This window comes from Hoeflea sp. (assembly GCF_984452065.1).
The window spans coordinates 1-12109 of the sequence record NZ_CFHWAF010000136.1; the positions used below are offsets into that span (position 1 = coordinate 1).

Annotated in this window: 11 protein-coding genes and 1 pseudogene; 5 read left to right on the plus strand and 7 right to left on the minus strand. The window is 60.1% G+C overall.

What is annotated here, in order from left to right:
• On the plus strand, positions 1-468 hold a 468-nt coding region (locus tag AC5E6N_RS19810), incomplete at its 5' end, for an endoribonuclease YicC domain-containing protein (RefSeq protein WP_491749432.1).
• A gap of 49 nt (positions 469-517) precedes the next feature.
• On the plus strand, positions 518-1129 hold the full coding sequence (gene gmk, locus AC5E6N_RS19815; protein ID WP_491749441.1) for a guanylate kinase: 612 nt from the start codon (positions 518-520) through the stop codon (positions 1127-1129).
• Positions 1130-1148: 19 nt separating this feature from the next.
• Here gmk and AC5E6N_RS19820 read toward each other — a convergent pair whose 3' ends face one another.
• Entirely contained in the window at positions 1149-1925 is a 777-nt protein-coding gene (locus tag AC5E6N_RS19820; RefSeq protein WP_491749433.1) for a glycerophosphodiester phosphodiesterase family protein, read from the minus strand.
• 329 nt (positions 1926-2254) lie between these two features.
• Between AC5E6N_RS19820 and AC5E6N_RS19825 the strand changes: the two genes are divergently transcribed.
• Together AC5E6N_RS19825 and AC5E6N_RS19830 are read left to right on the plus strand one after the other, a co-directional pair.
• On the plus strand, positions 2255-3397 hold the full coding sequence (locus AC5E6N_RS19825; RefSeq protein WP_491749434.1) for an ROK family transcriptional regulator: 1143 nt from the start codon (positions 2255-2257) through the stop codon (positions 3395-3397).
• A 101-nt stretch (positions 3398-3498) separates the two neighbouring features.
• Positions 3499-3867: pseudogene (locus AC5E6N_RS19830) on the plus strand (protein-S-isoprenylcysteine O-methyltransferase); the annotation flags it as partial.
• A gap of 3 nt (positions 3868-3870) precedes the next feature.
• Here AC5E6N_RS19830 and rsmA read toward each other — a convergent pair.
• The 6 genes from rsmA to AC5E6N_RS19860 form a co-directional block, all read right to left on the minus strand.
• Entirely contained in the window at positions 3871-4728 is an 858-nt protein-coding gene (gene rsmA / locus AC5E6N_RS19835) for a 16S rRNA (adenine(1518)-N(6)/adenine(1519)-N(6))-dimethyltransferase RsmA (RefSeq protein WP_491749435.1), read from the minus strand.
• Positions 4725-5765, minus strand: a complete 1041-nt coding sequence (gene pdxA / locus AC5E6N_RS19840; RefSeq protein WP_491749436.1) for a 4-hydroxythreonine-4-phosphate dehydrogenase PdxA — start codon at positions 5763-5765, stop codon at positions 4725-4727. The genes rsmA and pdxA overlap by 4 nt, the downstream gene beginning before the upstream one ends.
• Positions 5766-5783: 18 nt before the next feature.
• Positions 5784-6734, minus strand: coding sequence for a SurA N-terminal domain-containing protein (locus AC5E6N_RS19845; RefSeq protein WP_491749437.1), 951 nt, complete (start codon positions 6732-6734; stop codon positions 5784-5786).
• 144 nt (positions 6735-6878) lie between these two features.
• Positions 6879-9197 (minus strand): LPS-assembly protein LptD, encoded by a 2319-nt coding sequence (locus tag AC5E6N_RS19850; protein WP_491749442.1) that lies wholly within the window; start codon positions 9195-9197, stop codon positions 6879-6881.
• Between the two features lie 14 nt (positions 9198-9211).
• A complete protein-coding gene (gene lptG / locus AC5E6N_RS19855; protein ID WP_491749438.1) occupies positions 9212-10300 on the minus strand; it encodes an LPS export ABC transporter permease LptG in 1089 nt (362 codons plus the stop codon).
• Positions 10297-11508 (minus strand): LptF/LptG family permease, encoded by a 1212-nt coding sequence (locus tag AC5E6N_RS19860; RefSeq protein WP_491749439.1) that lies wholly within the window; start codon positions 11506-11508, stop codon positions 10297-10299. Before AC5E6N_RS19860 ends, lptG begins: the two co-directional genes overlap by 4 nt.
• A gap of 300 nt (positions 11509-11808) precedes the next feature.
• Between AC5E6N_RS19860 and AC5E6N_RS19865 the strand changes: the two genes are divergently transcribed.
• A partial coding sequence (locus AC5E6N_RS19865; RefSeq protein ID WP_491749440.1) for a M17 family peptidase N-terminal domain-containing protein occupies positions 11809-12109 on the plus strand: 301 nt, incomplete at its 3' end.

A 12109-nucleotide genomic window follows, 5' to 3' on the forward strand; every position in this document is an offset into this window, starting at 1 on the left:
ACCGCCATCGCCGCGCTGCGGACGATGCGCGCGGCGGAGGGCGAACGCATCGGCAAGATCATTGCCGAGCAGGTCGACCGGTTCGAAGTGCTGGCGCGCCAGGTCGAAGCCGATCCTTCTCTCGAGCCGGAGGCCATCCGCCAGCGTCTGAAGACGCAGGTGCTGGCGCTGCTTGATTCGGGCGCGGAACTTGATGAGGACCGGCTGCATGTGGAAGCCGCAATTCTTGCCGCGAAAGCCGATATCCGCGAAGAGATCGACCGGATTCTTGCTCATGTGGACGCGAGCCGTGCCCTTTTGAGCCAGGGCGGAGCGGTCGGCCGCCGCCTGGATTTTTTAGCTCAGGAATTCAACCGGGAATCAAATACAATATGTTCCAAGTCGAACGCATCCTCGGTGACTGCGATCGGCCTTGAGCTCAAAGTGCTGATCGATCAGTTCCGCGAGCAGATTCAGAACCTGGAGTAATCGAGTGTCGGACGACGGTTCGCCAACGCAGATCAAACGCCGCGGCCTGATGCTGGTGCTGTCATCACCGTCGGGCGCCGGAAAATCCACCATCGCACGCAGCCTGCTTGAAAATGACGACGCGTTGAGCCTCTCCGTCAGCGTGACAACGCGAAAGCGACGCGGGAGCGAGATAGACGGCGTACACTACCGTTTTCTGTCCGATGTCGATTTCGAGCGGTTGCGCGATACCGATGCCCTGCTTGAATGGGCCGAGGTCCACGGCAATTTCTACGGCACACCGCGTGAAGCGGTGGAGCGAAGCATGGCCGACGGGCGTGACATGCTGTTCGATATTGACTGGCAGGGTGCCGTTCAACTGCAGGAAAAAATGCCGGCGGATGTCGTTTCCGTTTTCATTCTTCCGCCATCGCTGGCGGAGCTGAAATCGCGCCTCCACCGGCGTGCCGAGGACAGCGAGGATGTCATCGAGATGCGCCTTGCCAATTCCCGCGCCGAGATGGAGCACTGGCGCGAATACGACTACGTGGTCATCAACGACGATCTCGACCGGGCCTATTCGGCAGTCCGCTCGATCGTCTTTGCGGAGCGGCTGCGGCGTGACCGCCGCCCCGGCCTTTTTGACTTTGTTTCCGGGATTCTGGACGAAAAACTGCCGTAACGCCGGCAGCGGTGCCATCTCAACGCGCCGTCGAATGATGCCGCGGCGTCGCGCGATCCCTTTGCAGCACCGAAGGGTCGTCTGTCAGGACTGACTGAACTCCCGAATCAATCAGAAATCTTGCCCTGTCGGTATCGTTGACGGTTGCAACGCCGAATTCGACCGTGGCGTTGCGAATGCGCGCCAGGGCCGCATCGTCGACAAAGTCGTCCTGAACGTGGATGATGCGCGCGCCGACGTCAGCTGCATATCCGTCCGGATCGTCGGGCACGCAAGCAAGCGCAATCGCGCGGGGCACATCCGGCAGGTTCTGCTTCACCCGGTCCAGGCAACGCGCCGAGAACCCGGAAATGAAAAGACCGTTTTCGCCAAATGGCCACGATGTCCTCAACAGGGCGCAGGCGGCGTCTGCGAGGTCATACTCGCGGCCCGGAAGATCCTTGAGCTCGAGCTGCAGGCTGAGGCCGTTGTCGATGATACAATCGAGAAATTCCTCGAGCGTCGGCACCCGGCATCCGGCAAAGGAGGGATCGAACCAGCTTCCGGCATCAAGCGACAGGATGTGCTCGACACTGTTCAGTCCGACAAAGCCACGTCCGCTCGTCGTCCTGTCAAGTTCGAGATCATGCATCATGACCAGCCCGCCATCCGCGGTGATCTGGACATCGGTCTCGATCCACCTGGCGCCCATTTCAACTGCGAGTTCTACCGCCCGCAACGTGTTCTCCGGTGCGAAGGCGGATGCTCCCCGGTGCGCGAGGATAGGCTGATCTACAATCGGGCTGTCTGACGGCATTCCTGTTTCCTGAATTGTTTGCCGGACGGATTTGTCCTTAGGGCAGTCGGAATTGACATGACAATGATCGGCTGGACGAGCGGTGCGGCATCTACACAAAAAAGTATACCTGCACAGTGTAATGAGAATATGAAAATATCCGCCCACGCGGGCCTTCCATCTTATCGGGCGTGTGCGTATAAAATCACGCCACGGTTGAATGTGTCCGGCAATACACTAGATGGGTCGATCAGTCGGACTGGTTTGTCTCTCGTGATGATAGGCAGATCGGATTTGAGGCTTGGTGAAGCCAAAATCCGGTTCTCGGTTTGTGTTGGAGGAATTCGCAATTGGATGGGACCGCCGGGCAGGACCGCTACCGGCTATCGGACAGCGAATGCGAGATCATGAACATTGTCCGCCGGCATGGAACGATTTCCCGCGCCGCCATGGCGGGCTTTACAAATCTGTCGCAGCAATCCGTTCACCGGATTGTCGGGGAGTTGATCGCAAAGCAACTGCTGAAAACCGAAAAAGCCATCGTGAAGGGCAGGGGCAAGCCCAGCCCGCAGATCGTGCTGGACAGGGATGCGACGGCATCGATCGGGCTATCGATAAGCACGGGAAAAGTCGCCTATTGCGCTGTCGATCTTAGCGGAACGGAGATCTGCGCCGGAACACTGGATGCACCGCCCAACGAACCGGATTCGGTCTTCGACGAACTGACATCGATTCTATCCGATCTCCGTTGCAAAGGACCTTTGGCGAGCCGAAACATCATTGGTTTCGGGACTGCGATTCAGGGCTTTCGAACGTCCAATCCAAACAGCTTTGTCACGCCGAAGGAAATCGACGGCTGGTCGCTGGTCCCGCTTGACGGGTTGTTCGAAAGCCGGCTGGGAGAGTGTTCCTTTTTTGAGAACAACGCGACCTGTGCGGCGATCGGCGAACTCTACTGCGGCGGCGGTCAGGATTTCAGATGCTTCGCCTATCTGTCGTTTACGGGCGGGTTCGGATGCGGCCTGATCTGGGAGGAGAAACCGGTTTATGGCGGATACGGCAATGCCGGTGAAATCGGAACCATATTCAAGCGGGAAAAGCTCGTTCACCGACCGGCGCTGGTTGAACTTCAGAAGAGACTGAAGGACCGGGGTATGGACATCGGTTATCGGGAGCTTGTGGATCGCTTTGACCCTGAATGGCCGGGTGTCGCCGACTGGATCGACGAGGTAAGGCCGAGCCTTAACCTGTGCATTCGCGCGTTCTCGGCCATTCTTGATCCAAACGCCGTCTTTTTTGGCGGCGATGCGCCCCGACGGCTTCGCCAGATGCTCATCAATGCGTGCGAGTCGCCGCAAATGGACCGCCATGGCAGTCCCAAACTGTCGCCGCAGCTTCTCCTGAGCCGTATTGAAGGTGACGCCGCGATGCCGGGAGCAGCCATGCTGCCTCTTCAACACACGGTATTTAGAACGCGCGCCAACAGGCTGTAATCGTCTGACGCCGCGTACCCTCAGGAAACGGTAAAGACCATGAGTTTGATCAAACGCTTTTCAGGTATCATTCTGCTGCTTCTGGCCGTGCTGTTTACCGGCCGCCGGCCCTGGCAACCGCCGTTGGAGCGGTTGCGATGATGGCCGGCATATACGCGCTTTATCGCTCGCATGCCGATCTCGGTGCTTTCTGGTCGCCGACGCTCGAGATCCGGGACGGCCACGAACTGGTGACAACCGGTATCTACAGCCGCGTGCGCCATCCGATGTACACGGCGATCTTCCTGATCTGTATCGGTCAGGCGCTGTTGCTGGAAAACTGGCTTGCGTGTATCGCCGGTCTCATCACGTTCACCGTTCTTTACATTGCACGTGTTGAACGCGAGGAACAACTGATGATACAGCGGTTCGGCAAGGCGTACCGATCCTATGCGAAGCGTACGCAGCGCCTTGTTCCACGCCTGTTTTGAAGATCAAGGCTCGCTTGTCTTTCCCTGTGACCCGTCCATCAACTGGGTGAGCCGGCAGAACTCCTCCACGGACAGGGTCTCGGCGCGCCGTCTTGGATCGATGCCCGCGGCCTCCAGCAACGGCTCGCCGCCGAGGCTCTTGAGACTCTGGCGCAGCATTTTCCGCCGCTGTCCGAAGGCGGCCTGCGTAAGCCGGGAGAGGCTCGTCGCAGAACATGCGAACGGATCGCTCCGCGGTGTCAGGTGCACGACCGATGACGTCACCTTGGGCGGCGGCGTGAAGGCCTGACGGGGAACGTCAAAAACCAGCTTTGTCTCCATGCGCCAGCCGGAAAGGACGCTGAGGCGGCCATATGTCCCGGAGCCGGGTGCGGCAACGATCCGCTGTGCCACTTCCTTTTGAAACATCAGCGTGAGCGAGGAAAAATAGGGCGGCCAGGGTTCGGTCAGCAGCCAGCCGACAAGCAGCGGCGTTCCGACATTGTAGGGCAGGTTGGAGATGATTTTGACTTTGCCGCTCTTCGCCAGAACGCTGAAGTCGGTCTCCAGCGCGTCCGCCTCGACAATATCCAGACGGCCGGGATAGTGTTCCTCGATCTCCTTGAGTGCGGGAATACAGCGCCGGTCCCGCTCGATCGCGATAACCTTGCTGGCTCCGTTCGCCAAAATCGCCCGCGTGAGGCCGCCCGGGCCCGGGCCGACTTCCAGTATCGTGGCGCCCTCCAGCGCCCCGGCGGCCCTTGCGATCTTCTGTGTGAGATTGAGGTCGAGCAGGAAGTTCTGGCCAAGGCTCTTGCGGGCATCCAGACCGAAACGGTCGATGACGTCACGCAGGGGCGGCAGCCCGTCGAGCGCGCTCATGTGGTGTCGCTTTTCAAGCCGGCGGTCTCGACCATCCTTGCCGCCAGGCCGATTGCGGCGATCAGGCTGTCGGGCCGCGCCTGACCGGTGCCGGCAATATCGAACGCCGTGCCGTGATCCGGCGACGTGCGGACAAAGGGAAGGCCGAGTGTCGTGTTGACCGTTTCGTCGAAATCCAGTGCCTTTGCCGGAATAAGCGCCTGGTCATGGTACATGCAGACGGCCGCATCGTATCGGCTGCGCGCAGCCTCGTGAAACATCGTATCCGCCGGCAACGGCCCGAAAGCATCGACACCGGCAGACCTCAGGCGGTCGACCGCTGGCGCGATGATTTCGGCATCCTCGCCGCCCAGCGCACCTTTCTCGCCGGCGTGAGGATTAAGGCCGGCCACCGCGATGCGGGGCTGGTCCATGCCGAACCTGGACCGCAGGTCATCGGCCGTAATCGTGACCGTTTCAACGATCAGGTCGGTGGAAAGTGCGCCCGGCACGTCGCGCAGCGGAATGTGGATGGTAACGGGAACGGCCTTCAGTCGCGGTCCGGCGAGCATCATCACCGGGCGGCAGCTGGAACCGGAATGGCGTTCCGCCAGTTCGGCAAGAAATTCGGTATGCCCGGGAAAGGCGAAGCCGGCTGAATAAAGCTGTTCCTTGGCGATCGGGCAGGTGACCACCCCGGCCGCCGCGCCGTTCCGGGTCAGTGCAACGGCGCGCTCGATCGCCTCGATGACCGCCGGTGCGTTTGCGGGCGTCGGTTGTCCGGCAACCGCCTCGATGCCGTTTTCGAGCGGCATGACCGGCAGCCGGTTGCCGCAATCGAACGCCTCGCGGGGCGCGCTGATCACGGCGATATCGGTCTCAATTCCCAGGGTCGCGGCGCGTTCGGCAAGAAGCGTCGGGTTCGAAAGCGCGAAAAGCGGGCAGGGCGGCCGGTTTCTGATCTTGTGCCACATCGCCAGGGTCACATCCGGGCCAATTCCGGCGGGATCGCCCATCGTCAGTGCGATCGGCCCGGTTTCGCTTCCATGTTCCGGCATCAGATTTGGCTTATCGGCTCAATTGTAAGTGATACGCGCGCGTTCCCGCAGTTCTTTAAGGTATTTCTGGCTGTTCTGGCTCTGGCTTGGGTCTTCAGAGGCCTGTTCCGCACGGAATACCATCTCAGCAGCCAGATCGTCGGACACCTGCCTGGCCGTGCACACGGCGATGAACTCGACGCCACGATCCGTCACGCGGGTTTTTGTCGTTCTGCCCTGCTGTGTCTTTTCGACAAGCTCTTTCCACTCGCCGGGCAGCGCCGGTTGCATGATGCGTCCGAGATCCCTCACCGAAACATCCTTCAGCCCTTTTGCGAACTGGCGGGTGCTGTTGCAGTCGACAAAGCGGCCACGCATCGCCTCGGCTTCCCTTTTCCGCTGTCCGAGGATCGCATTCCGTCTTGATTGCGGAACAACGAAGATGACCTGCTGCAGGATATACTCGGTGGTCGTCGGCTTTTCGCCGCCGCGCTCGAGCATCTTGGCGACCAGATCCTCGGTGCTCATCCTGCCGCCGGTGCTGAAACGCGCATTCACCACGCGCGGCCAGGACATCTGTACGCGAATGAATTCCTTGAAGTGCCTGGCGCCGACACCGGCCTGACCGAGCATTTGCGACATCTGTTTGGCCGACATGCGGTTCGCCGAGGCAAAGCGCGCGAATGACTGGTTGACCTGAGCGTCCGAGACTCCGGCGCGCAACCGCCTGACCTCGTTCATCTTGATGGCTTCCTCGATCAGCTGATCCTGAGCTTTCTTCTTCAGATCCCCGCGCTCGCGCTGCAATTGAAGCAGTTTCACCCGTCGGTTGACGTCACCCGAGGTGATGGCGCTGCCGTTCACGATAATCGCGACCTGGTTTGCCTGTGCCGGTGCGACGTTTGCCGCAACCGCGACAAGAGCCAACATCAGCATGGCGGCAAGTCTTGCCGTCGCGGTGATATGGTTTTTGGCAGAGCCGCTATTCATATTCCCGGTTCCTCACTCCCCCGATATGGCATTTTCGCAAAACGCGATGTCGCGGTAAATCCCACCTATAATTTGGCAAAATAAAGGCTCGTTTCATCACATACGGTTGAGGCATGCTCGCTGGCAATTCTTCGTATTCAATTATCAGTTATCGCGGAAATCGCTCAGGATGCTGGAGCCGATGTTGATGTCTCCGAGGGTGCGCAGGCTGATTTTCGCACCGACGGACCAGTCGATCGCCTGATCGACATCGCGTTGCTGAGTGTAGGAGACCGTGATCGCAATACACTCGTCATGATAGCCGAAGCCGATCGTATTGTCCGTCATCGTCCGGGTTTCGATGTTGTAGGCGACCGAGCCGAATGCCCTCCAGTATTCCGCGAACTTGATGGATCCGGCGCCTTTCAGTTCGCTCCGCTTGGCTGTCGAACCGTAGCCGGGCTGCGGCTGCACCGTTGTGTGCGCGAAGGTCGTGCTGACCACGCGGCCTGAATAGGATACCCCCAGATCGGAGCGTTGGAGATCGAAGGTCTCGTCGTCGAACCTGCCTTCCGCCGTCATCGAAAAACCGCGCGGAAGGTCCACGCCGACACTGCCGACATAGTCGGACCGGCTGTTTTCCAGACCCGAGAAGGTGCCGACATTGACGAGATCCGGTGTCGCAAAGGAGTTGAGGCCGGCGATCTGATAGGACTGGCCGAATGCGCCGCGCAGCGACACACCATTGTAAAACGTGCCCGTGTAACGGACGCCGAGATTGGCCCGGGTCCCGCCCTCGACCCGATCGTAACCGGAAAATTTGTCACGCTCGAAAAGCGTGCTCGTGTCGAACACAAAGCTCTGCGCATCCTCGTTCGGAAGGCCGCCGGCGAGCTGTTCGTCATTGCGCACGAAAATCTGCGCGATGGGTTCGAATATATGCGATGCTGCTGGTGCCGAGACCTGGATCGGGTAACGGGCCTCGAGGCCGGCCGTCAGCAATCCGCGTGCGGGCGTCGTCCGGGTGGTGAAGGGCCCGGTATATCCTGTCGGTGCGTCGACATCGAGATAGTAGAGATCGCCGCGCGCGGCGGCGAGCGGCGTGACCACAAGCCCCGCATCCGTGATGAAGGTACGCTTCCACTCCAGTTCCGTGGTCAGGCGGTTGCTGGTGCCTTCAACGCCTGGAAACTTGCCGGTGACCGTGTCGGCTTCGGCCTCGTCCCGGGTCAGGCTGAGAATGTTGACATTGAGGTTGAGTTCGCCGCCGGCCACGGGCCTGTCGAACGTCCGTGAATAGTCGAGCGACGGGTGAACGATCGGCTGTTCTTCCTCCGCGGTGCTGGCCGGATTGGTCGACTGGATATCGAAATAGAAACCGCGCAGATCGAAGAAGTTCCGGCCGGACAGGCCGGTCAGATAAACCTCGGACGCCTGTGTGACGGCGTTGTAGCCGCTGATATCATAAGTGTTCGAGAAGCTGTTGTCGCTCTGCACCATGACATCCCAGCCGAATGTCCAGCGCGGATTGATCTCGAATTTTGCCCGCGACGCGATCATGCCGCGGTTCTCGACACCGGCGTCGACCGTGCCGGCATCGAACGCGTCGGGCGCCAGCTGGTGGATGCCGGCGATCTTCAGGATATGCTCGCCGGAATGGAAGCGCTGGCGGAACTCCGCCTCGCCGAGGAAGCCCTGCCGCGTATAGCCGGACACCGTCACCGTCATGTCGTAATAGGGGCTGAGTGCGAAATAGTAGGGCACACCCATCTTGGCGCCCAGCTGCTTTGAATAGCTGAAGGACGGGATGAGGAAGCCGCTCTTGCGCTTGACGGAGTGGTCGGGCACGACGAGGAAAGGCAGGTAGGCGATCGGCCGTCCGAAAAGTTCGAACTGCGCGCCCTCGAGCCGGATCGTCTTTGTCGTGCCGTCCTGCGTCACGCGCCGGGCCTTGATCTGCCACAGCGGCGGCTTTGACGGATCTTCCTCACAGATTTCACAGGCCGTGTAGACACCGTTGTTCAGCGTCGTGCGTTCGCCCTCGAAACGCTGCGCGCTGTCCGCGACGATGCGGGTGTTGTCCGGCCGCTCGATGCGCAGCGCATTGACAAATCCGTCGGCAAAATCATCGGTGATGTCCAGTTCCTGAGCGTAGATGACATTGCCGTCCGGTTCCACCATCTCGATATCGCCGAACGCCTTGAGCCGGCCCGAGGCCTGGTGATATTCAAGCCTTCGCGCAACCATCCGGTAGCCGTCATATTCGACTTGAACGGCGCCGCGCGCGACAATGGTCTCATTGTCCTGGTTGAAGGTAAGCTCATTGGCCGTCAGGAGGAGCTGCGCATCGGGTGAGGCCTGCAAATCGATACCGGGCACATTCGCCGTCTGCGCCATTGCGTCCGGCGTCAGAGCGGGCATTGCCACGCTGGCGGACAAGGCCGCTATCAGACCTGCGATACGCAAACGATTCCTTTCGCAGATCGCCCCAGACCCCACTAGCCGTCCTCCTTGTGGAGAAGCACAGTAACTCCCATCGCAGACGCGACGATCGCAGGAAGCCACGCGGCCACAAAGGGAGGCACGGCACCGGCGGTTCCAAACGATTTCGCCAACATCGTCACGACATAAAGCAGAAAGCCGGCCAAGATACCAGCCAAAATCACCGTGCCGGACTGGCCGAAGCGGATAAATTTTAAAGACACGGTTGCCGCGATAAGTGTCATCGCAACCAGAAGAAGCGGCAACGCGAGAAGCGATTGATACTGCATCGCAAACGCGTTGGCCCCAAGCCCGAAGGAACGGGCCACCTCGATCTTGCGCGGCAGCTCAAAGAACGAAATCGACTGGGGCGAAGCCAGCGACTCCTCGACGAATTCGGGCCGCAGGTTCGTGCTGATCACGATCTCGTCAACCTGGTCCGGCACGCCGTCTTCGCCGAAACGCGTCACATCGCTTAATATCCAGCGTCCGGGTTCCAGTGCGGCCTGGTCGGCATCGAGCCTTTCGGTGATCGATCCCTCATTGTCGAAGCGTACAAATGTCGCGCCGCCGAGCAACAGGCCCCTGCGGGCGACCTTGTCCGCTCCGATGATCGTGACACCTTCCTCCGTCCTCTGGCGCAGCCAGGGCGGACGCTCGATCGTTCCCACCGTCCCGCGCTTTATGCCGAGGCCGAGCTCGAGCTCCTGCACTTTTGACAGGGCAAAGGAGGAGAACGGATTGACCATCGTCGCCATCACGATGCCCATGAGAAAGCTCGCGACGCAAAGGGGGGTCAGAAACTGCCAGGCGGAAATGCCAGCCGAACGGGCAACGACCAGCTCGTATTTCCGGTTGAGAACAAGCAGGACGGACATGGACGAAAACAGGATGATGAACGGCACCGTCTCCTGCATGATATTGGGCAGGCGCAGCAGCGACAGGAAAGCGCCGAGCCAGATCGTGTAACCGGGGAGCCGCGAGGCCCGGCTGGAGAATTCGGTGAAATCGACCATGTAGATGATCGCCAGAACGCCGAGCACGAACCACAACGTCATGACGACATAGCGGCGGAACAGGTAGCGCCAGAGCGTAAAGCCGATCATCGCGCGCCCTTCCGTTTTGTGCCGGTCAGGTCGGCCAGCCATTGGCGCATGACCTGCGCAAGCGGCTCGTCGCCGGATGTCAGTCTGGCTGACTGTTCGACGAGATATCGCGGCGCTCTGAATGACCAGTTGGTCATCATCAGGAGCGAGAAAACGGCAATGGCGCCGAGCGGAACGGCGAAGCACAATATCCCGAAAACGCGGCTCGTCGCGGACTCGTCGATCGCATAGAAGCTGAAGCCGCGCAGCAGAAAGGCGATGGTCGCGGCCGTCGCCACGCTCCAGACCTGTTCGTGACGGTTGGAATGGGCCTTGCCGAGGAAATAGACCGTGATGAAGCCGAAGACGAGCGGGTAGAGCCATTCGGACAGCCGCTTGTGGATACGCATCCGGAACTCGAACGGCGCGTGTTTGTAGTAGGGATCCTCAAGATCGGGATTGAAGAGATAGCTTGTCGGCCGTTCCTTCGGCCTCAATCCGCCGCCGCCTCCGGCCCGGCCGCCGATCAGGCTGAGATCAAGCGCATAGGTGGCGTAGCGGATAACCGAGACGTTTCCGCTGGCGACTTCTTTTCGGTGCAACTCACCGTCGGAAAGAACAAGGATGTCCGTGCCGGCGGTTTCCGTGAACGTGCCGTATCTGGCGTAGTAGAGCAGGTCGTTGTCCTCGTCGCGCTGGTCGGAAAGGAATATGCCGCCAAGCCGCCCGCCGGGCAGTTTTTCGGCCACGCTGACATAGAGATTGTCTTCGATCTTGTGGAAAGTGCCCGACTGGACAGCTGCGGAAAAAAGATCGGCGGAGGCCCGGTCAAGCAGCGCCCTGATCTGCCGGTTGGCCCAGGGTTCCACAAAGTTGGTTTCCACCAGGCTGGCGAATGACATCAGCGCCGCGATAATCAGGATCGGCCTGGCGATCAGCGCCCGCGAGCCGCCGGACGCTTCAATAACCGCAAGTTCCGAATCGGTGTTCATCGTGCTCAGCGTCTGGGCGGCGCCGATCATCAGGGCAAATGGCATCACGATCACGAACATTGACGGCATCACGAGGCCGGCAAGCTCAAGAAATGTGAGCAGGGATTGTCCCGTTGAGCTCAGCAGGTTGACACGCAGAAGCACTTGCGTCGTCATGGCGATCGTCGCGGTGATCAGCAAAGTGCCGACCGAAAGGGCGAACACACGGCTGAAGATGTAGCGTTCCAGTAATTTCATTCGGTACGGAATCCGGTGGACCACCACCCGGTCGCAGCGTCCGCGACCGGAATCTCTCAGATATGGGCTTATACCTAATACGGTGCAAACCGGGATAGTAAACAATTCTTTAACTGAAGTATTCGTTACCATGCCGCGACGGACACCATTGCGCCCGATTTATCAGCCGACAGAAGGTTGAGACGGCGGATTCGTCAAATTCTGGACTTGTTATTGCGCTCGAAAAAGCCGATCTGTTTTGGGTCCGTCTTCCGGACCTGAACGCATATGTGCCACCGCCCACCGACAACCGGAGCTCCCATGCCGCAGAAAATAAACATCGCATTTTCCAAATCATCCGCGATCAAGGACGGACTGGCCGTATTGCTGTGCCGCGACGATGCCCGGCTTTCCGGCAGCGCTGCGGCCGCGGACCCGGACGGCGTTGCGTCAAGGGCAATGGAGGTAGCGGAATTCAAGGGCAAGAAACTCGCCACGCTTGATGTGCTGGCCCCTGGGGGCAGCCCGGCCGACCGCCTCGCCATTGTCGGCGTCGGCGATCCGGCCGAGCTTCAGCAAAGCGACTGGCTGCGTCTTGGCGGTGCCGTGTTCGGCCTTGCCG

Bases quoted from the DNA above. Each gene is read 5' to 3' on its own strand.
- gmk (WP_491749441.1), top strand. From the start codon at position 518: ATGCTGGTGCTGTCATCACCGTCGGGCGCCGGAAAATCCACCATCGCA.
- AC5E6N_RS19820 (WP_491749433.1), bottom strand. From the start codon at position 1,925: ATGCCGTCAGACAGCCCGATTGTAGATCAGCCTATCCTCGCGCACCGG.
- rsmA (WP_491749435.1), bottom strand. From the start codon at position 4,728: ATGAGCGCGCTCGACGGGCTGCCGCCCCTGCGTGACGTCATCGACCGT.
- pdxA (WP_491749436.1), bottom strand. From the start codon at position 5,765: ATGCCGGAACATGGAAGCGAAACCGGGCCGATCGCACTGACGATGGGC.
- AC5E6N_RS19845 (WP_491749437.1), bottom strand. From the start codon at position 6,734: ATGAATAGCGGCTCTGCCAAAAACCATATCACCGCGACGGCAAGACTT.
- lptG (WP_491749438.1), bottom strand. From the start codon at position 10,300: ATGATCGGCTTTACGCTCTGGCGCTACCTGTTCCGCCGCTATGTCGTC.
- AC5E6N_RS19860 (WP_491749439.1), bottom strand. From the start codon at position 11,508: ATGAAATTACTGGAACGCTACATCTTCAGCCGTGTGTTCGCCCTTTCG.